The organism is Timonella sp. A28, assembly GCF_051200815.1.
GTDB lineage: Bacteria > Actinomycetota > Actinomycetes > Actinomycetales > Cellulomonadaceae > Timonella.
Genome location: NZ_CP195159.1, coordinates 1,604,448 through 1,624,112, shown reverse-complemented (window position 1 = coordinate 1,624,112; position 19,665 = coordinate 1,604,448). Strand labels below are relative to the sequence as shown.

General features: G+C 54.1%; 20 protein-coding genes. 12 read left to right on the top strand and 8 right to left on the bottom strand.

The window, feature by feature from the left end; genetic code table 11:
- Position 1: 1 nt before the first annotated feature.
- A complete protein-coding gene (locus ACR9EC_RS07670) occupies positions 2-718 on the bottom strand; it encodes a M50 family metallopeptidase (RefSeq protein ID WP_435298647.1) in 717 nt (238 codons plus the stop codon).
- A gap of 157 nt (positions 719-875) precedes the next feature.
- Between ACR9EC_RS07670 and msrB the strand changes: the two genes are divergently transcribed.
- The 4 genes from msrB to ACR9EC_RS07650 all read left to right on the top strand — a co-directional run bounded on the left by msrB (position 876) and on the right by ACR9EC_RS07650 (position 3,950).
- Positions 876-1,277, top strand: coding sequence for a peptide-methionine (R)-S-oxide reductase MsrB (gene msrB / locus ACR9EC_RS07665; RefSeq protein WP_435298646.1), 402 nt, complete (start codon positions 876-878; stop codon positions 1,275-1,277).
- Positions 1,274-1,948 (top strand): hypothetical protein, encoded by a 675-nt coding sequence (locus tag ACR9EC_RS07660; RefSeq protein ID WP_435298645.1) that lies wholly within the window; start codon positions 1,274-1,276, stop codon positions 1,946-1,948. The genes msrB and ACR9EC_RS07660 overlap by 4 nt, the downstream gene beginning before the upstream one ends.
- Positions 1,949-2,304: 356 nt before the next feature.
- Positions 2,305-2,925 (top strand): DUF47 domain-containing protein, encoded by a 621-nt coding sequence (locus tag ACR9EC_RS07655; RefSeq protein ID WP_435298644.1) that lies wholly within the window; start codon positions 2,305-2,307, stop codon positions 2,923-2,925.
- Positions 2,926-2,930: 5 nt separating this feature from the next.
- Positions 2,931-3,950, top strand: coding sequence for an anion permease (locus ACR9EC_RS07650; RefSeq protein ID WP_435298643.1), 1,020 nt, complete (start codon positions 2,931-2,933; stop codon positions 3,948-3,950).
- 86 nt (positions 3,951-4,036) lie between these two features.
- Here ACR9EC_RS07650 and ACR9EC_RS07645 read toward each other — a convergent pair whose 3' ends face one another.
- The 7 genes from ACR9EC_RS07645 to ACR9EC_RS07615 form a co-directional block, all read right to left on the bottom strand.
- Entirely contained in the window at positions 4,037-5,086 is a 1,050-nt protein-coding gene (locus ACR9EC_RS07645; RefSeq protein WP_435298642.1) for an NUDIX hydrolase, read from the bottom strand.
- On the bottom strand, positions 5,086-7,404 hold the full coding sequence (locus ACR9EC_RS07640) for an RNA degradosome polyphosphate kinase (RefSeq protein WP_435298641.1): 2,319 nt from the start codon (positions 7,402-7,404) through the stop codon (positions 5,086-5,088). Before ACR9EC_RS07640 ends, ACR9EC_RS07645 begins: the two co-directional genes overlap by 1 nt.
- A gap of 42 nt (positions 7,405-7,446) precedes the next feature.
- Entirely contained in the window at positions 7,447-8,373 is a 927-nt protein-coding gene (gene mshD / locus ACR9EC_RS07635; protein ID WP_435298640.1) for a mycothiol synthase, read from the bottom strand.
- A 134-nt stretch (positions 8,374-8,507) separates the two neighbouring features.
- Positions 8,508-9,398, bottom strand: coding sequence for a hypothetical protein (locus ACR9EC_RS07630; protein ID WP_435298639.1), 891 nt, complete (start codon positions 9,396-9,398; stop codon positions 8,508-8,510).
- A gap of 98 nt (positions 9,399-9,496) precedes the next feature.
- Positions 9,497-11,449, bottom strand: a complete 1,953-nt coding sequence (acs, locus tag ACR9EC_RS07625) for an acetate--CoA ligase (RefSeq protein WP_435300635.1) — start codon at positions 11,447-11,449, stop codon at positions 9,497-9,499.
- Between the two features lie 204 nt (positions 11,450-11,653).
- On the bottom strand, positions 11,654-12,454 hold the full coding sequence (locus tag ACR9EC_RS07620; RefSeq protein WP_435300634.1) for a formate/nitrite transporter family protein: 801 nt from the start codon (positions 12,452-12,454) through the stop codon (positions 11,654-11,656).
- Between the two features lie 565 nt (positions 12,455-13,019).
- Positions 13,020-13,847, bottom strand: coding sequence for an HAD family hydrolase (locus tag ACR9EC_RS07615; RefSeq protein WP_435298638.1), 828 nt, complete (start codon positions 13,845-13,847; stop codon positions 13,020-13,022).
- A gap of 174 nt (positions 13,848-14,021) precedes the next feature.
- Between ACR9EC_RS07615 and ACR9EC_RS07610 the strand changes: the two genes are divergently transcribed.
- The 8 genes from ACR9EC_RS07610 to ACR9EC_RS07575 all read left to right on the top strand — a co-directional run bounded on the left by ACR9EC_RS07610 (position 14,022) and on the right by ACR9EC_RS07575 (position 19,652).
- On the top strand, positions 14,022-14,765 hold the full coding sequence (locus ACR9EC_RS07610) for a hypothetical protein (RefSeq protein ID WP_435298637.1): 744 nt from the start codon (positions 14,022-14,024) through the stop codon (positions 14,763-14,765).
- Positions 14,762-15,967 (top strand): TadA family conjugal transfer-associated ATPase, encoded by a 1,206-nt coding sequence (locus ACR9EC_RS07605; RefSeq protein ID WP_435298636.1) that lies wholly within the window; start codon positions 14,762-14,764, stop codon positions 15,965-15,967. Before ACR9EC_RS07610 ends, ACR9EC_RS07605 begins: the two co-directional genes overlap by 4 nt.
- The gene (locus tag ACR9EC_RS07600) at positions 15,964-16,608 is read left to right on the top strand and encodes a type II secretion system F family protein (RefSeq protein ID WP_435298635.1); all 645 of its coding nucleotides are present in this window, start codon (positions 15,964-15,966) and stop codon (positions 16,606-16,608) included. Before ACR9EC_RS07605 ends, ACR9EC_RS07600 begins: the two co-directional genes overlap by 4 nt.
- On the top strand, positions 16,605-17,102 hold the full coding sequence (locus tag ACR9EC_RS07595) for a type II secretion system F family protein (protein WP_435298634.1): 498 nt from the start codon (positions 16,605-16,607) through the stop codon (positions 17,100-17,102). The genes ACR9EC_RS07600 and ACR9EC_RS07595 overlap by 4 nt, the downstream gene beginning before the upstream one ends.
- A gap of 149 nt (positions 17,103-17,251) precedes the next feature.
- The gene (locus tag ACR9EC_RS07590) at positions 17,252-17,455 is read left to right on the top strand and encodes a DUF4244 domain-containing protein (protein WP_435298633.1); all 204 of its coding nucleotides are present in this window, start codon (positions 17,252-17,254) and stop codon (positions 17,453-17,455) included.
- Between the two features lie 6 nt (positions 17,456-17,461).
- Positions 17,462-17,872 carry a TadE/TadG family type IV pilus assembly protein gene (locus tag ACR9EC_RS07585; RefSeq protein ID WP_435298632.1) on the top strand — a complete coding sequence of 137 codons (411 nt, stop codon included), beginning with the start codon at positions 17,462-17,464 and terminating at the stop codon, positions 17,870-17,872.
- Positions 17,869-18,243: an Rv3654c family TadE-like protein gene (locus ACR9EC_RS07580; protein WP_435298631.1), complete on the top strand. Its 375-nt coding sequence runs from the start codon at positions 17,869-17,871 to the stop codon at positions 18,241-18,243. Before ACR9EC_RS07585 ends, ACR9EC_RS07580 begins: the two co-directional genes overlap by 4 nt.
- A 119-nt stretch (positions 18,244-18,362) precedes the next feature.
- A complete protein-coding gene (locus tag ACR9EC_RS07575) occupies positions 18,363-19,652 on the top strand; it encodes an aminotransferase class I/II-fold pyridoxal phosphate-dependent enzyme (RefSeq protein ID WP_435298630.1) in 1,290 nt (429 codons plus the stop codon).
- Positions 19,653-19,665 lie beyond the last annotated feature (13 nt).

Below are 19,665 nucleotides of genomic sequence, written 5' to 3'. Positions count from 1 at the left end.
TTTAGCCGACGAGTAAAAGTGCCCCACCCGCCAAGCAAGCGAGCGTGACAACAGCAAAAATGAACAACCATACGGGGGCGGGCAGCCACGAAATTTTCGCAAGCATATCCGCGTCGCTTGTTCCAGTGCGTTGACGACGACGCATCGCAGTCAATTCAAACACTGGGCGAGGCGCACCCAACAAGAACAGCCACGTTAACGCGTATGCGAGGTACACGCGCACGTCGTCGGGGGAGAACCACGCTGCACCACCCAAAACAGCACCAGTGGCAACAAGACTCCACGCACCAAAAAGGTTACGAATCTTGAACAGCATCAAAATGAGGACAAGCACAAAAGCCCACACCCACGCCAGCGTGTACCCCAACGACACTATCCACGCAGACAACAAACCGAGCAGACCAGGCCCAACATAACCGGCAAACGCGGTCAAGATCATTCCGAACCCGCGAGGCTTACCGCGCGTAACAGTCAACCCTGACGTGTCCGAATGCAGCGTGATCGCACCCAATTTTCGTCCTACAAGTAACGCCGCCAACGCGTGCGCACCCTCATGCACGATCGTTATGACGTTACGGAGCACCTTCCACGTGGGACGAAACACCACAAGCGCCAACACGACCGCACCCACAATGACTGCGACCTGCATACTCAACGGTTCAGTGGGCGTAGAAATCTGCTGCCACAACTCTTTAAAGAAAGATTCGACACTGTTCACGCACTGATTCCATCACAGTTTCTTGAACAAGCGATGAATATTCACGCGAAGAACAGCCCACACACAACACAAACCCACAATATGGAATAGATTGAGGAACTGCCGTGTTGAGACATGAAGCAGCATAGGACGCTACTACCGAGGAAGAAGGGCAACGATGACCTACAAAATCCACAAAAGCGAAGACGAATGGAAAACCGAACTCGACCCGCTCGAATATCAGGTGCTTCGTCAGGCAGGAACAGAACGCCCCGGAACTGGCGCCCTCCTCCACGAAAACCGCGAAGGCGTATACCGGTGCCGTGCATGTTCGGCTGAACTTTTTCGCTCCAACTCAAAATTTGATGCACACTGCGGGTGGCCAAGCTTCTTTGAACCTGGCGCAACCGACGCTGTTGAACATCGCGTAGACACAACCCACGGCATGGTTCGCACCGAAGTGCTGTGCGCGTCCTGCGGCTCACACTTAGGGCACGTATTCGACGACGCCCCACACACGCCCACAGGAAACCGATACTGCATGAACTCGGTCTCCTTAACCTTTGAAGAAACCGCGTGACCAGTAATTCGCAACGCTGGCTCCCCTCAGGTGCGCGACCACGCAGGCCTGTGATGCTTGACCCTGCCCACACGGATGCGATCAGCGGCGGCCCCGACCCACAAACCGTCGGAGAAATCGCATACATGACCGCAGACGTCGTTGTACGACGAGGACGAGCATCCGCAGACCCAGACGTCCTCGAACGCCTCATCACACTCGTCGACCGAGAAGGCATCGAAGCCGTTGCCGGAATGTGGGCTGACTCCCCAGCGAACACACTGCCCGGTGCGCTCTGGCGCATGTACGTGTTGCGGGACTGGATACGAGCAAACCCAGACGTGTTCGCACTGCACTACCGGTTAGGGGAAGCAAACGCCGAATACTTCCATGTCGTGGCCGGAGTCAGTTCACCACCACTACCCGACGACGTCGTACACCTCGCAGACACCGTACTCTCAGGCCTCTTCAACGGTGACCTCGCTATCGCGTTAGAACGAGCCGCATCATTCTGTCGAGTCGTCGCAGTAGGGGCAACACATGCCGCCAACTCAGCAGACACCCACGGACTGCATGCTTCAGAAGGAAAAAACCCTGCCCGCAGGATGGTGCAAACTGCCCGTTCCCTCATCGCGATTGCCGAAGATTTAGAGGAAGCCGCAGCACTGTGGCGCATCCAACGCCTCGATTAAACAAGCCACGGTTTCACTGACAGCCGTAGGCGCGTAAACTAGACGGGCGAACGTCGGGCTGCGGTAGCCCCGGGCTCCAACTTTAGCCGCTACGAGCGGCCCCGCGCCGAGAGGCGCTCCCGGTCCGGCGTTCGTTTTGTTATTTACAAAGTGTGAAATAGCAGACTCAAAACGTGGGACATCAGACCCACATCATGAGTGTTTTCGCAGATGTTGCCCTTAGTTAACGAAGGAATACACTAAAAGTGCTGGGCAAGCGGTTGTGTACTTCGCACCCACCTGCCCTAGTCTGGTTAGTGATCACAGTCTTTTGTTGTATTCCATGCAACCACTAGTTAACTCTTACGGAGCCTGCTGTGCGCTTTAGTTTCACTCCGCGTGACACCTCATTCTTTGACCTACTCGCGGACCAAGCCAGTCACCTTGTCACTGGCGCAAACCTATTAGGTGAACTACTCGGAGCATCAAAATCCGAGCGTAAGGCGATCGGGAAGCGCATCAGCGAAGCCGAACACGACGCTGACGACGCAACCCACACCATCATGCGCAAACTCAACTCGACGTTTGTGACCCCACTAGACCGCGACGACATCGCCGGCTTGTCATCCGCACTAGACGACTGCATGGACTACATGGAAGAGGCCGCAGACCTCATCGTGTTGTACAAACTCGATGAAATCCCCAGCAAAGTCTCCGACCAGATCGCCGTCCTGCAACGCTGCGCCGAACTCACCCTCGACGCCATGCCACACCTACGCGCCATGGGCGACCTCGAAGACTACTGGGTAGAAATCAACCGGCTAGAAAACCAAGCCGACAAAGCCCACCGTAAACTCCTGGCCCAAATGTTCGACGACGTAAAAGACCCCATCCAGTTGATGAAACTCAAAGAGGTCGTCGAAACCCTCGAGCACGCGGCCGACGCGTTTGAGACCGTGGCAAACATGGTTGAAACAATCGCGCTCAAGGAGTCCTGAGCCTCGTGGAAATCGCGCTCGCAGTATTTGTTGTTATTCTCGCGCTCAGTTTTGACTTCACCAACGGCTTTCACGATGCGGCAAACGCTATAGCAACATCTGTGTCGACTCGCGCGTTAACACCACGAACAGCTTTAGCTTTGGCTGCTTTGCTTAACTTTGTTGGAGCGATGCTGGGTACGGCTGTCGCGTCAACAATCGCCAACGACATTGTGCACTTGGAAGACGCCACCCAAACGTCAGGGAGCGGCCATCTAGCGCTTGTCGTTATCATTGCGGCACTTATTGGTGCTATCACGTGGAACCTTATTACGTGGTGGTTTGGTTTGCCGTCGTCGTCTACGCACGCCCTAATTGGTGGGCTGGTGGGTGCTGGTATCGCTGCTGGTGTTGGCGTCTACTGGGATCATGTTGCCGGCAAAGTTGTGGTGCCGATGATTGTGTCACCACTGATAGGTTTCTTTGGCGCATACATCATCATGGTGGGTGTGCTGTGGCTGTTGCGTAAAGCTGCGCCAAATAAAGTGAACCGTAGATTCCGGATAGCACAAACTGCTTCGGCTGCTGCCCTCGCTTTAGGGCATGGTTTGCAAGACGCCCAAAAAACAATGGGTGTCATTTTTATGGCTGCATACACGGTGGGTTGGGCCGATAAAGGCGACATCATCCCGTTGTGGATTAAGATCGCTGCTGCTGCCGCAATTTCTGCAGGTACCGCTGCCGGTGGTGGACGCATCATGCGGACCTTAGGTCGCAAAATTATTGAGGTTGACCCACCACGTGGCTTCGTCGCAGAATCCGTTTCAGCGCTGGTGCTGTACGTGATGGCGATGGGTATGCACGCGCCTGTGTCTACGACGCACACGGTAACCACCGCAATCATGGGTGTGGGTGCAACAAAACGTCTGTCAGCGGTGCGCTGGGGAATGGCTAAAAACATTGTGATGGCGTGGGTGTTGACGTTGCCTGCCGCTGCCCTTGTTTCGGCGATCTTCTACTTCATTTTGAGTCCGATATTGACGTAAGACGTGAAACGTTTATACGAAAAGCCCCACGACACCATAGCGAGTGTTGTGGGGCTTTTCGTTGTTGCCCTTAGATGAGGCAGAGGCTAATGCAAGGTGGGGCGGATAGTTTCTAACCCGACGATGTGCGGATCATTGCCTTCGTCATCGAGCTTGATGTGCGCGATGAGTATCTCACCGGGGGCAAGATATGGGTCCGCTTTAGGGTATGCCTTACGAACAGTCTCGTCGGGCGTGGACTTTCCCATCGTCTTAAACAGGGTAGGGAGCACCGGCCTGTGTGTACACAAGACAGAAGGCGCATCAGAGTGCACGAGCTTTGTTACCGCAGCAGCAACCGCTTTTGGGTCACGTTCGTGGCTTGCCTCAGTGAATAAATCAGATTCTGCGCTTAATACCCCGGCAGCTTCCTCATAGGGGCGGATAGTGTCAGAGCAGCGTTTCCACTCACTCGTAACAATGTTCGAGATCCCAAACGCGGCAAGCACAGGTACAAGTGCAACAGCTTGTGCCGTGCCCACAGGGGTGAGCGGACGATTACTCTCTCCGCCGTTCCACTGCGATCGGGCAAGCGCTTTACCGTGCCGAGCTATCGCTAAAACGTGTGTATCAAGCATGCCCTGATTGTGGGCTTTCACTAGAGCAGCAAGTGGTGTCTTGTCGGCAGCACGGGAAAGTTTACGTGCCGCTTCCTTCGCTGAGAACCACTTACTTGCATCTACTTCAGTCTCGTCCACGTCACTGACTGGAGCACGTGCGATAACAGAAGCATCATTTTTCTTGATGACCCGAGCCGACCAATAGTGCACCCGTTTGAGTGCACCTTCAGGGGTAATATATTGCAGCCCTGGTAGAGCAATACCAAGTGCAACAAATTTCCCGGTTTCTTCTTTGACTTCACGCACGGCAGCTGCCGCTAACGTCTCGCCGGGGTCGACTTTCCCTTTCGGCCATGACCAGTCGTCATATCTAGGCCGGTGGATGAGCAACACTTGCAATTCGGCGTCTTGAATACGCCAGATGACCGCTCCAGCACATTCAATGACTGGAGTGTTTTCCAAGGCGGGGCTCGCGACGCCAGTAACGCCGCGCACCCGCCCGCCTTGGACTTTCTTTTTGGGACTATCTAATGCCACTAGAGTCCTAGCGTTTGTCGTTTACGTTGACGTGTAATAAGTTCTGCTTGCAGATCGGCAAGAGCATCCTTGTTGTCGTCAACGTTCTTACGTGTCCAGGAATCATCTGGACCAAGCTGCCACGCCGAAATGTCGTCTGACATGGAACGGTCAAGCAGCGAAATCAGGCCATGAATTTGAGATTCATCCCCGATAGACACGAGGGCTTCCACCCGTCGAATAAGGTTCCTGTGCATGAGGTCTGCCGAACCAATAAATACGTCTGGTAGTCCTTCAACGTGCGCAGAACCAGGCAAAACCCACTGGTTGTCGTCTGAAGATCCGAGTGCATTCGCGAAAGCATAAATACGAGAGTGCTCAAGGAAACGACCCAAAATTGAATGGACCCGAATGGTTTCGCTGAGCCCAGGAACCCCGGGACGTAGAGCGCAAATACCGCGAACAATAAGGTCAATCTTCACGCCTGCTTGAGAAGCACGGTAGAGGGCATCGATTGTTTGCTCGTCAACAATCGAGTTCACTTTAATTTTGACCCACGCAGGTAAACCGCGACGGGCAGCTTCCGCTTCGCGATCAATACGTGCGATCAAACCCGTTCGGACAGTTCGCGGCGCCACTAGCAGACGGTGGAACTGCGACTGAGGAGCATATCCGGAGAGTTGGTTGAACAAGCGGGTGAGGTCTTGGCCAACATCAGCGTCACAGGTGAGGAGACCAAGGTCGGTGTAGAGGCGGGCAGTTTTGGGATTGTAGTTTCCGGTACCAACGTGGCAGTACCGGCGTAATCCGTCTGCTTCTTGACGCACCACAAGGGATAACTTGCAGTGAGTTTTTAATCCGACGATGCCGTACACAACGTGCACGCCAGCCTGTTCAAGTTTGCGTGCCCACGAAATGTTGTTTTGCTCGTCAAAGCGAGCTTTAATTTCGACGAGCGCAAGGACCTGCTTGCCTGCTTCGGCAGCATCAATGAGTGCGTCGACGATAGGGGAGTCACCTGAAGTGCGGTATAGCGTTTGTTTGATCGCTAACACGTCAGGATCAGCGGCAGCCTGCTCAAGGAAGGTTTGCACCGAGGTTGAGAACGAATCGTACGGGTGGTGCAGCAGTACGTCGCGGCGGCGAATAACCTCAAAAATGTCTGTTGGGGTAGCGCTTTCTACTTCTGCGAGTTGACGGTTTGTTGTAGGAACAAACGCAGGATAGTGCAGGTCGGAGCGGTCTAGGTCGGCAATAAGGTGTAAACCGGTGAGGTCAAGCGGCGCGGGGAGGACAAAAACGTCTTCAGCGGTGATCCGTAATTCACGCATCAAGAGACGACGAATACGACTCGAAACGCCCTTCGCGAGCTCCAACCGCACGGGAGGGCCGAAGCGTCGGCGTAGCAGTTCTTTCTCCATCGCTTTGAGGAGGTTTTCTGCGTCGTCTTCTTCGACCTCGACATCTTCGTTCCTTGTCACACGGAACGTGTGATATTCGGTGATGTCCATCCCGGGGAATAGATAGTCCAAGTGGTGGGCGATGATGTCCTCAAGTGGAACAAAAGAGGTCGCACCCTTATCTAAAGTTTGGGTGTCTGGTGCACTCGGGCGGCCTTTTTCGTCCACGGCAATGAAGCGTGGCAACAGAGGCGGAACCTTAACTCGGGCAAAGTGCTCTTTGCCTGTTGCTGGGTTCGACAGCATGACAGCAAGGTTCAACGACAGCCCAGAAATGTATGGGAAAGGGTGTGCTGGGTCTACCGCTAGAGGCGTTAACACGGGGAAGATGTGTTTACGGAAGAACTTGTGTAACCGATCTTTTTCCTGATCAGACAGGTCATCAAGGCGCACAATAGTGATGCCTTCGCCAGCAAGAGAAGGAACGAGATGCGACTCAAATACTTTGGCGTGCCGAGCCATAAGTTCTTGGGCGCGTGCAGAAATCAGTTCCAGTGTTTGCCTAGGCGAGTATCCAGAGGCGGAAGTAACAGCAAGCCCGGTAGCGATACGTCGTTTTAAACCAGCAACTCGAACCATAAAGTATTCGTCTAAGTTCGACGCAAAGATTGCAGCAAAACGTACACGTTCTAGCAGCGGTAGGGTGGTGTCTTCTGCGAGTTCAAGAACGCGCTCATTAAAAGCCAGCCACGAAAGTTCGCGATCCGCAAACCTATCATCAGGTAGTGGTTCGAGCACCTCGTTGGGAGTCTCTTCCTCTACCTCAGCTATATGCTCGGCAATATATGCGGCGAGTTCACGTTCCCCTTCAGGCGTGGAAGACGTGTGAGGGGCTGAAGTAGGGTCAAGATTCGATCCTGTGAGCGGCTTTTGGTTCATGTATCAATGGTGCCACTTACCTATGGTTTTACGTGTGCTGTCTTACTGCGTTTGCTGAAACTTAACGTGTCGTTCAACTTCAACAAACCCAAACCGGTCATATAGCCGGTTGGCTGCATGGTTGTCTGCTTCTACATATAAGTCAGCGTGAGTGCAGTTATGCCGCTGCAATACCTTCAAACTTTCTTCGACGAGTAACGTTGCAAGCCCTCGACCTTGAACGTGTGGCACTACACCGAGAGCATAAATTTCACCTACAGTGTTTTCTGCGATTTTCAACCATGAGAACCCGTCTAGTGCGTGTGGGCGGTCAATGGAATCGACAACGAGAAACGTTTCGGGGTTAAACCAAGGCTCGTTCATGCGTGCAGTGAGGTCTGCGCGGGTAAGGTTGCCTTGCTCTGGATGCCAGCTAAAGGCTTGTGTGTTAGCGGCAAGCCATGAGTCCTCGTCTTGGTTAGTCTTGAATGTCCTTACCGTGAAATGGTTTACGTCCTCATGTGTTGGGGAAGAGAACGAGGCAAGGGACCGTTCTTTGCGCAGCAGAGTGCGAACGGGTTGATACCCGTTGTGTGGAAGCCTGTGGGCAAGCGGCGAGTGTGCTCCATGCACCCATACAGAAAATATTGCGTTGTTGTGCTCTGCAACGATCTTTCCCGCGGCGATGATGTCGTCACTAACGTGGTCAACTTCTTCAGGTGGGGTGTGTGGATCATCGATGACTGCAAGTTCTAAGGTGACTTCATCAACGTGAGACAAGTCTGCTTGCCCGTATCCCACAAGAGTGTTGTTGCGTACCGCAATAATATGAGCGACGTGTGCTCGCGGGTCGCTGAGCCACAGCAGCGGCTGCTCAGAGATCGGGCTGATTCCTGTGCTGCTGGTGCATGTAGCGACGAGGTCATGGACTGCCGAGGCCATTTCGGGTGAGAGCGGACCGACTGTCGTAAGGAGACGTACAGAAGTCATTGCGTGATTCCACCGTTTGGGTTGACTGTTGGGTGACGTGTGCACACATGGTGGTTAAGGTCCACGAATACTGTACACACGGTAATATTTTCGTTGATGAAAATCGTGTGTGTGCGGGACCTTAACCCTGTGTGTTAGTCGTTGTCGTCTTGGTCTTTGCGCTGATCGGCAGCGACCTGTTCAGCTATTTTCAACATTGCTGGTAGTTGTTTAATTCCAGTGTGGAATGATCCGTGTTGCGGATCAAACTGGATGGAAACAGCTTTTGATCCTGTTGCGGTGAAAGCAGACACTGCTTCTTGCGGTGTCATTTCGATGACGGCGTCTAGTTGGCCGAGCCCGCGTAGGGCAGCGTATTCTGCGGCGCGTTTTGCTTGGGTGAAGCCAAGTATGTGCGCTCCTCCTTCGCCGACGACAGCGAAAGGCTGGACGTGCTCTCCTTCTCCTTGTGGCACAAAGTACCAGGAGTCGAGAAGCAGGGTGGTGATCCACAATGCCGATTTCGCTTTGATGTCGTCGACGTGTGTGCGAGCGAAGTAGGCGAGCGCGTCTACTTCTGATTCGGGTAGTTGCACTGAACCGCCAACGATTTGTCCTTCACCTGAGGTGCTGTAGCCTTCGGCGAGTTGTTTTAGTGTTGCGGGTGTGACTGCGAAAGGTTCTTCGTGTGGGTTGAATACAACAAGTGACACCCCAGACTTTTCGAGTTCTTCGGTTGCGGTGATCATGCCACCGGGCGCTGAACCGTATACGCGGTCTTTGCCGCCGAAGTCTTTTGCGTAGTTGATGGCGCGTTCTACATCGGTGAACACTGGTAGGAGGATGGTGTCTCCATCTTTGAGGAAGATGGGGGAGACTTCTTCGGAGTCGTCTTTTATGAAGTACCAGCGTTCTAGGGGGAGTACTTCACGCCACAGTTCACGCCATTTTTCGGCTTGAATTGTTTTATCTGTTTCTGAACGGGCCGCCAAAGAAAGCGCATCTATCGTCGCGGCGCGGGCCGTGTCGTGGTGTTCGTTGTCCATGGCTGTTCCTTATCAATGGTTTGGGGTGGCTTCCACGTCTGGAAACCACCCCAAAACCTTACCTGCCGGTGCTGCTGTTACGCCAAAGAGCGCGTGTGTTAGGAGCGTGCTTTACTGGATAGCCCTGACGCGATGAGGTCCATGACCGACGAGTCGGCGAGGGTTGTTGCGTCTCCGACAGTTCGGTTTTCGGCGATGTCGCGTAGGAGTCGGCGCATGATTTTTCCAGAGCGGGTTTTCGGGAGTTCTGGAACGACGAGGATGGTGCGCGGCTTTGCGATGGGGCCAATTTCTTTGGCAACGTGGTTGCGCAAATCGATTTGGATGCTTTCGGAGCCTTCAGCGGTGCCAGCGTTTTGTGCGTGTTCTTCGCGGAGGATCACGAAAGCGACGACTGCTTGTCCGGTAGTGTCGTCGGCTGCGCCAACTACGGCCGCTTCGGCGACGAAATCGTGGGAGACGAGCGCTGATTCGATTTCCATTGTTGACAGGCGGTGGCCAGAGACGTTCATGACGTCGTCTACGCGGCCGAGTAGCCAAATGTCTCCGTCTTCGTCTTTTTTGGCGCCGTCTCCAGCGAAGTAGAGGCCTTCGAAGCGTGACCAGTAGGTGTCTTTGTAGCGTTCGAGGTCGCCCCAGATGCCGCGTAGCATTGCAGGCCATGGTTCTGTCAGGACGAGATACCCGCCGGAGCCGTTTGGCACGGCTTCTGCTGAGTCGTTTACTACTTCAGCGCTGATTCCGGGCAGCGGTCGTTGTGCTGAGCCTGGTTTGGTTGCGGTGACACCGGGGAGCGGCGAAATCATGATTGCGCCAGTTTCTGTTTGCCACCATGTGTCAACGATGGGTGCTGTGTTTGCGCCGATGACGCGACGGTACCACATCCATGCTTCAGGGTTGATAGATTCGCCGACTGATCCGAGTACTCGCAGTGATGAGAGGTCGTACTTGTTGGGGATGTCTTCTCCCCATTTCATACAGGTGCGGATTGCTGTTGGCGCAGTGTAGAACAACGATACTTTGTATTTTTCGATGATTTCCCACCAGCGGCCTTGATGTGGGGAGTCGGGTGTTCCTTCGTAGATGACTTGGGTAGCACCGTTGAGGAGCGGCCCGTATACGACGTAGGAGTGGCCTGTGATCCAGCCGATGTCTGCGGTGCACCAGTACACGTCGGTTTCTGGTTTTACGTCGAAGACGTTGTAGTGGGTGTAGGCCGCTTGGGTGAGGTATCCGCCTGTGGTGTGCAGGATTCCTTTTGGTTTTCCTGTGGTGCCGGAGGTGTACAGGATGAAGAGTGGGTGTTCTGCTTCTACCCATACTGGGGTGTGTTCGATGTCTGCGGTTTCGGTGATGTCGTGCCACCATACGTCGCGGCCTTCAGCCCATGCGGTTTCTTGTCCGGTGCGACGTACGACGACGACGTGTTCGACGGGGCTGTCTCCGGTGAGTGCTTCGTCGACTGCTGGTTTGAGGGCAGATGCTTTTCCTCGTCTAAATCCGCCGTCTGCGGTGATGACGATTTTTGCTCCTGCGTCTGCGATGCGTGAGCGTAGTGCGTCGGCTGAGAATCCGCCGAATACGACGGAGTGGGTTGCGCCGATGCGGGCGCAAGCGAGCATTGCTACGACAGCTTCAACGATCATGGGTAGGTAGATGACGACGCGGTCGCCGGTTGTTACTCCGAGGCTGGCTAGTGCGTTGGCTGCGCGTGAGACTTCGCGTTGTAGGTCTGCGTATGTCACGGTGCGGGTGTCGCCGGGTTCGCCTTCAAAGTGGAGGGCTACACGGTCTCCGTTTCCGGCGGCTACGTGCCGGTCAACGGCGTTGTATGCGGCGTTGAGTGTGCCGTCGCCAAACCAGCGGGCAACTGGGGCGTTGGACCAGTCGAGTGTTTCGGTGAATGGGGTTTTCCAGGTGACGTGTGTGCGTGCTTGGTGTGCCCAGAACTCTAGCCGGTCGTTGGCGGCTTCGTTGTAAAGGTGTGCCTGTGCGTTTGCCTGCGCAGCGAATTCGGGTGCTGGTGGAAACGACCGTGTTTCCGTGAGCATGTTTTCGAGTGCGGGCGATTGAGTTTCTTGGGACACGTCTTCCTCCGTAGTGCATCGTCATTGGCGCAGGGACCTAAGTCCCACAACGATTCTAGTGTGATGGAAGGCACAAGGAAGGGTGTGTCCAGTATTGGGGCATTTTTTCGTGTGGTTGTTCTCCCCACACAGTGGTGTGGGGAGGTGAAAAACCAGCGTTTGCCCGTGTTATGCAGCTTGTGCGAAGGATTTTGCTTTTCGTTCACTGCGTGCGAGCAATGAGTAGCCTAATCCGACGATGACTCCACCACCGATGAGGTTTCCAAGGCCGGCAAAGATCATGTTGGATGCAAAGTCGAGCGCGGTGATGTCGGGGACGCCGACGAAGAGTGCGAGGGAGAACGTTGTCATGTTTGCGACGACGTGTTCAAAGCCTGCGGTGATAAAGGCGAGAGCGCACCAGAAGATGACGGTGAGTCGCGCGCCTTCGGATTTCAACCGGATGCCCGCCCAAATGGCAAGGCAGACGATGATGTTACACAGAATGCCTTTGAACAGGACTTCTATGGGGGTTGATGATGCTTTGGACGTCACCGTGTATTCGAGGTAGGCGTATGCTGCGCTGCCTTGTTTGAAGGTGCCACCTAAGAATACGAAACCGGCGAACAGGGCGGAGCCGACGAGGTTCCCGATAAAGCACAGGGTCATTGTGCGTGCGGCAGCAATGCGTGTGATGGCTTTGTTGTGGGCGCCTTGGGTGAGCGTCATCATGTTGGAGGTGAGGAGTTCTCCACCTGCAACGGTGACGAGGGTCAGTGCGATACCGAATACTAACCCTGAGACGAGTTTCGCGGCTGGGGCGTGGGACGTTAGGAAGGGCCCCGCTGCTGCGCACATGAGCACTACACCGATGCCGATGTAAGAACCGGCCAGCATGGATGACACGGCGTAGGAGCCGAGTCTGCTGGTTGATTCAGTTTTCTTTTGTGCAGAAGTGTTTTGGTAGCTGATTGCTTCGTCGATCGTCATCACATGTGGCAGTTTTTCATAAAAAAACTCGGTGGATGGGGGACTTTGGAACCGCTGTGGTGACGTGGCGTGTGAAAAAGGGCAAAAAAATACTTCGCGCCCGAGCAATCCCTCAAGATGCACGAGCGCGAAGCAATTGGCGGAACATAATGTTCCGAGGGCTGCCGAGCCCCACCCCCACGGCGTTCTCGACAACCACGACGAAGGTTTCCCTTGCGTCGATGTGTCTACTTTCCGGTATTAAGACGAACCGTGCAATCGTGACTACTCACCATGGGTTATGTACGGGTGAAATATTCACCGCAGCAACACAACGGGCAACGAAAAGCGACAAAGAAAAACAGAAAAAAGTCCACACATACTAATGGCACCCCATGGGGTGCCATTAGCTCAGACTGCGCTCGGTTATCAGGCGTGCACTATGTCTCGCCCCGAGGATCGAACCCCGGTCGAAGGTCCTATGCGTGGACCGATCGCGCGTGGGTTCCGAGCGCTCGTTCTGTTAGTTCAAGTATCAAGGACACCTGCATAAAACACCACAGGTAGATGTGCTCCTGATCACTTTTCATCCGCTGGTTGGACGCCTCTTGCCACCACGCCACGTACGAATCAACAGCCCAACCCCCACGCCAAGAGCTAACACTGTGCCAGCAACAAAAATTGATTGCAGCGGCGTCAATAAACGGTTCAAGGAGACAGGCTTCCGGAATGTTAAAGACACCCAGCCATTCTCGTCACACACCCGACGAAAAGCCCGATCCGCATTCACGCTATGCGGATGACCCACAACACTCAACATAGGAACATCAGTGATGGAATCCGAATACGCGTAGCATTTCGCAAGGTCATAGCCGCGCTCTTGAGCGAGCTCTTCAATGGCGTGAGCCTTATTTTCCCCATACGCATAAAAATCGATGTTCCCCGTGTACTTGCCGTCCGCGATTTCCATGCGAGTGGAAATGGAATGATCCGCGCCAAGCATCATCGCGATCGGGGCAACTACCTCAGAACCAGATGCCGAAACAATCACGACGTCATGCCCGCGTGCGCGATGCTCCTGAATGAGTTCTAAAGCTTCGGCATACACGTACGGGTCAATATATTGATGCAAGGTGTCACTGACGATAGAAGTCACCTGCTCAACGGGCCAGCCTGCCACCAACGCAGAAAGCTGCTCGCGCATCCGTTCAGTTTGGTCCTCGTTAGCGCCACCCAACATGAAAAGAAAATGCGCATACGCGCTCCGTAACGCCGCAGCCTTAGTGATCAATCCGCCGTCATAAAACGGACGAGAAAAAGCAGCCGCCGAGGACGTTGCAATGATCGTTTTGTCGAGGTCAAAGAACGCGGCAACGTCGGGGGACACCTTTTTTACGGCCTGCGAGTTCGTCACGCAACGAGCCTACCTACTTTTCTGCGCAAGTGTTGGTTCAGCACGGCACGAACCACGTTTTGTTATCCCCAAACAGTTCAGGGATGTTTTGTCCACAGTCATATAGGCGTCAAACCGTGGCAAGCAGATAAGACATGACAGCGTGAAACCCTCCACACACCACGACGAGGACGCATGACAACACACCGGCCTACACCCGCAAAACACGCCCGCCAACTCGTCGCCGTCATCGGTGCAATAGGCGGAACTGGCGCAACAACAGTCGCCGCCGCCCTCGCCGCACATTACGCCGACGACAGCCACGCGTGGCTCATCGACCTCTCAGGACGAGGCGGAGGCATAGAAATGCATCTCGGACTCGAAGAAACCCCAGGAATACGATGGCCAGATCTTGCTGAAACCCGCGGACACGTCGCCATAAAAGCCCTACGCGACACCGCAGTAACCCAAGGGCCACTCTCACTCATCACCGCAACACGATTCGACACCACCACCCCACCCGATCAAGCAATCGACGCGATACTGACCAGCCTGCACACAAGCACCGAAACCGCCATCATCGACTGCGACCTCACCACACTCACGCGCTACCAAAACATGTGGGACGCAATCGTCCTCGTCAGCCCGCTCACCGTGCTCGGGCTAGGTGGCCTGCTACGCATACACAGCCAACTCGACGCATACCCGCCAACACGCATCACTACAGTCACCACAGCACTACACGCGCCAGCACTCACACCCAAAGAAATCGAACAAGCCACCAACACCACAGTGTGCACGCACCTGCCACGACTACGAAACCTAGAAAAAGCTATTGCAATAGGAGCCGGGCCCTTCCACAGCGGACGAACCATTCAAAAAACGCTGCACACAACAGCCGAGCACATCCGAAAAAACATAGATCGCGACCGCTCATGACAGACAAACTCGCCACCATCCGTCACGCGCTCGCAGACAGCACCGCCACACTCAATAAACACGACATACAAAAAGTTGTTGAAGACCAGCAACTCGTTTTTGGCGACGACGCCATCACACACCTCACCACGCAAGCAACACACGAACTTTTTGGCAGCGGCCCACTACAGCCCTACTTGAATGACCCGCAGGTAACAGACGTTCTCGTCAACGACGTCGACGACATTTGGGTCGACAAAGGAAACGGACTCGAACGTATCAACCTCAACCTAGGGGACGCACAACAATTGCGTGCCCTCGCCGTACGGTTAGCTGCACAAGCCGGAACTCGGCTCGATGACTCTCACCCCGCAGTAGATGGACAACTCCACGACGGCACACGCCTCCACGCACTTTTGCATCCACTGAGCGAAACACCAGCGCTCATTTCCCTACGAACAATTCGTTCCACAGCGCTCACCCTCGACGAACTCACCCACCTCGGATCCCTACACCCGCTGTGGCGGCCACTCATACACGAATTCATCAACAAAAAACTGAACTTCTTAGTATCAGGGGCAACAGGAACAGGAAAAACAACACTGCTCTCCACGCTGCTGTCCCTCGTTCCATCCCACGAACGCATCATCACCATTGAAGAATCACGAGAAATAAAACCCACACACCCGCATGTGCTGCGCCTTGAAACAAAGAAAAACAATATTGAAGGTCATGGGGCAGTCACCCAAGCAGAACTAGTACGGCACACCTTGCGTATGCGCCCCGACCGCATCGTCGTCGGTGAATGCCGCGGCCCAGAAATACGAGACATGCTCACCGCACTCAACACCGGACACCAAGGAGGCTGCGGCACCATACACGCCAACTCTGCACAAGACGTACCTGCACGACTTGAAGCATTAGGGGCACTCGCTCACCTCAACCCTGATGCCCTCGCAAAACAAGCCGCCAGCGCATTAGACATCATCATCCACCTCACACGGCCCACAGTGCACGGCACACAACAACGACGAATCAGTGAAATCGCAGTCCTGCACATCAATGAGCACGGCACACTCGTCGCAAAACCCGCACTGACATGGGCGAAAACAGGAAACATTCACGTTGGCGCAGGAATCAGTCAACTCAGTGAACTCATCCACGTCAACGAACACCAACTCACCACACTCATGCAGTCACACAACCGAAAAGAGCACCGGTGACCGCATATCTGGCAATAACCGTTTTCTTATACGCGCACTTCTACCTGCACACGCACCGACTAAAAAGAATGACGACTACCCGTCAGCCTGACCACACAACACAGTGGAAGCACACACTCTTTCCAAGCCTGTACGCACCAACAACACCCCACGACACCCAACAAGAAACAGTGCACAAAATGAAAGATCTACTACGTGCAGGAATAGACCCACATAAAGCGTGGACCATACTCAACATCCCAACAGACACGCTAGGCATACCGTACAAACAAGCCCTCAACAATGCCTTCAGTAGCACAGTCACAGCCGACGCCATTTACTCATCCTGCATACTCGCTAAAGAACTAGGATCATCGCTAGCAACAGCCCTAGAAGCAGTAGAACAAGCACTCCACAACGAACACGAAATACAACGCGAACACGCCATCGCACTAGCCGGACCCATCACCTCAGCCCGCATACTCCAAGCTCTACCACTAGTAGGAATGTTCCTCGCAATGCTCCTTGGCGCATCACCACTAACGTGGTTCCTTAACAGCATCGCTGGAATAGCCACCGCAACCCTAGGAACACTGGTATTCCTCACTGGAAGACTCTGGACGCGACGACTCATCAACCACGCACAAAGCACACAACAATGAGTAGCCCACACCGCCACGTCAGCCACAAAAGACACAAACGCATCGCATGCCCACAACCCAACCCCACAACCTTGAACACCCCCATCGTGTTAGAACTCATGGCAGTAGCGCTCGCAAGTGGTGCCTCAATCCCCAGAGCATTAGAAACACTAGGAACAGCGACCAGCACTGCAGGCGGACACCAACTCGCTGCAGTGGGCCGATCGCTGCTACTTGGAGCGCGATGGGACGAAGCATGGGAACACGTGACACCAACTTTGCAGCCTTTAGAAAACGCTTTACGTGATTCCTGGCATAACGGTGCCCCCGCAGCACAGGCACTCACAACGGTCAGGCAGCATCTACATAACGAAGCTTTAGCGCATAATAAAGCAGCAGCACACAAACTTGCCGTGCATCTCGTGCTGCCGCTGGGACTGTGCTTCTTGCCTGCTTTCGTGTTGCTTGGTGTTATTCCAACGATCGCGACGCTGGGCCAAAAACTATTCGGCTAATAAACGCATGTGTGCGTCGCATGCTTATCCACATGCCCGCAGTAACAGCCTTCTCCACATATACCTGACGAGTCCACAACGGCGCGATTCCTTAACCGGGCACAGTAAACGTGTGAGCTAACACGAGCTCAACACACACTAAGGAAAACATGCGCACTCAACTCACCACACACATAAAAACACGCCTCGCAGCTATTCGCGCAGAAGCAGAAAAAGGACTAGCAACAGCCGAATACGCAATCGCAATGATCGCAGCAGCAGGCTTCGCCGGACTCCTCATCGTCATCCTAAAAAGCGGTCCCGTAAAACAACTACTCCTCACAATCGTGCAAACAGCACTCGGCACACGCTAAACCACCATGCATGACGACAGCGCGAAACCCACACAACGCGAACACCCAACAAAAACGCCACACCTACACCACCACAACGAAACAGGAACGGTGACAGTCGAATTCGCGTTAATGCTCCCCGCTGTCGTCATGATCCTCATCCTCTGCATCTCAGTTGTCCTAGCATCACTCCAACGAGCAGTCGTACAAGACCACGCACGCACAGCCGCCCGCATCGCCTCAACCGGACAGCCAGCAGCATCGTCTGAAAGCCAACACGACACAGACACAACATACGCAACAACCATCCACCCGCCGTGGGTGACAGTAACCGCAACCCGACCCATACACATCGCAGGTCTCACAGTACCCGGCCTAAAACTCCAAGCACGCGCAACCGCATACCTCGAAGAACACGTGAACAGCAGCCAAGAATGACCCCACACCACAACACACGAATAACGACACCAGAAGCAGGAAGCGCCAGCATCATCACCCTCGCAATCACCGCAGTGATTTTCCTACTCACGTTGACTGCACTCGTACTCACAGAACGCGCCTACATCAGTGCACGAACCCAAACAGCAGCAGACCTCGCGGCGCTCGCGGCAGCAAATCAACTCGTAAACGGTACGCAAGACCCCTGCGCTGTAGCGCGCGAAACAGTACGGATGAATAATCGCGAAAAAACCAGTGAGCGCGTATCGCAATGCCAGGTCGCTGATCAGAGTGTGTTCATTGCAGTGCACACACAGCATGCAGGTACGGCAGTAAACGCATATGCCCGAGCCGGTGCACGAACCCAATAATGAGTGCTGCTGTCTTTATGTGTAAAACAAGACATCGAAGCAGTGGGGTAACGCCTAAGATAGGAAACATGTGGGGTAGTAGGCCCCGGCATTAGGTAAGCCCGTGAGAGGTAGAGACTATGACGTCCCAGCGCCCAATTCAATCGCTGACCGTTACTGAACTGCAACAGGCACATGAAGACCTGATTCACCAGTACAAGGCTCTTCAAGCGAAAAATCTGTCGTTTGACCTCACTCGTGGTAAACCTGCACCAGAACAATTAGACCTCGCCAATGCGATGCTGACTCTGCCCGGTCAAGAAACCTACCGTGACCAGGCAGGCGTAGACACACGTAACTATGGTGGGCTTACTGGCCTTCGTGAGCTTCGTGAAATGTTTGCGGAACTACTCAACGTAGACGTAGAGCTACTTATCGCAGCTGGTAACTCCAGCCTCGAAATCATGCACGATCTCATCGCATACTCGCTGCTGTACGGCACCGCCGATTCGCCACGTCCATGGAGTAAAGAAGAGAAAATTTCTTTCCTCGCCCCAGTGCCAGGCTACGACCGCCACTTCGCGATCTGTGAATCATTCGGTATCAACCTGATCCCTGTTCCCATGAACGCGGACGGGCCAGACCTGAACACAGTAAAGAAACTCGTTGCAGACGACGCAACCATTAAAGGCATCTGGTGTGTGCCAACGTACTCAAACCCGACAGGTGTCACGATCACCGAAGAAATCGCGCGCGAACTTGTTGCAATGCCAACAGCCGCCGACGACTTCCGGATCATCTGGGACAACGCATACGCCGTACACACGCTTGTAGAGCACGCACCTAAAGCTCTCGACATTCTTTCTTACGCACACGAAGCAGGCCACCCAAACCGGCCATTCGTTGTTGCCTCAACATCAAAAATCACGTTTGCAGGTGCAGGCGTAGCATTCTTTGCTTCCTCGCAAGCAAACCAGGCGTGGTATCAAAAGCACTTGTCTAAGAAGTCAATTGGTCCAGACAAAATCAACCAGTTACGTCACGTACTGTTCTTTAAAGACGCTCAAGGTGTTCTCACCCACATGGAAAAACACCGTGACATCCTCAAACCTAAATTTGATGCGCTCCTTGCAATTCTCGACGAACGGTTAGGTGGGGCAGAAGTAGCGCAGTGGACTCAACCAGAAGGCGGATATTTCGTCAGCTTGGACGTTGTTCCAGGAACAGCGAAAAGAACAGTGGAATTAGCGAAAGCCGCTGGAATAGCGTTAACCGGAGCAGGATCGGCGTTCCCATACAAAAACGATCCCAACGACACAAACATTCGACTAGCGCCTTCTTTCCCATCGCTTCAAGAAGTTAAAGAAGCAATGGACGGAGTCGCGACGTGTGTTCTGCTTGCCGCTGTTGAACACCAACTCGTGAAGTAGCGGGCTGCTTTCA

Excerpts from the sequence above, each read along its gene's own strand:
- msrB (WP_435298646.1), top strand. The coding sequence starts at position 876 with ATGACCTACAAAATCCACAAAAGCGAAGACGAATGGAAAACCGAACTC.
- ACR9EC_RS07640 (WP_435298641.1), bottom strand. The coding sequence starts at position 7,404 with ATGAACCAAAAGCCGCTCACAGGATCGAATCTTGACCCTACTTCAGCC.
- mshD (WP_435298640.1), bottom strand. The coding sequence starts at position 8,373 with ATGACTTCTGTACGTCTCCTTACGACAGTCGGTCCGCTCTCACCCGAA.
- ACR9EC_RS07630 (WP_435298639.1), bottom strand. The coding sequence starts at position 9,398 with ATGGACAACGAACACCACGACACGGCCCGCGCCGCGACGATAGATGCG.
- acs (WP_435300635.1), bottom strand. The coding sequence starts at position 11,449 with ATGCTCACGGAAACACGGTCGTTTCCACCAGCACCCGAATTCGCTGCG.
- ACR9EC_RS07620 (WP_435300634.1), bottom strand. The coding sequence starts at position 12,454 with ATGACGATCGACGAAGCAATCAGCTACCAAAACACTTCTGCACAAAAG.
- ACR9EC_RS07610 (WP_435298637.1), top strand. The coding sequence starts at position 14,022 with ATGACAACACACCGGCCTACACCCGCAAAACACGCCCGCCAACTCGTC.
- ACR9EC_RS07605 (WP_435298636.1), top strand. The coding sequence starts at position 14,762 with ATGACAGACAAACTCGCCACCATCCGTCACGCGCTCGCAGACAGCACC.
- ACR9EC_RS07595 (WP_435298634.1), top strand. The coding sequence starts at position 16,605 with ATGAGTAGCCCACACCGCCACGTCAGCCACAAAAGACACAAACGCATC.
- ACR9EC_RS07590 (WP_435298633.1), top strand. The coding sequence starts at position 17,252 with ATGCGCACTCAACTCACCACACACATAAAAACACGCCTCGCAGCTATT.
- ACR9EC_RS07585 (WP_435298632.1), top strand. The coding sequence starts at position 17,462 with ATGCATGACGACAGCGCGAAACCCACACAACGCGAACACCCAACAAAA.
- ACR9EC_RS07580 (WP_435298631.1), top strand. The coding sequence starts at position 17,869 with ATGACCCCACACCACAACACACGAATAACGACACCAGAAGCAGGAAGC.
- ACR9EC_RS07575 (WP_435298630.1), top strand. The coding sequence starts at position 18,363 with ATGACGTCCCAGCGCCCAATTCAATCGCTGACCGTTACTGAACTGCAA.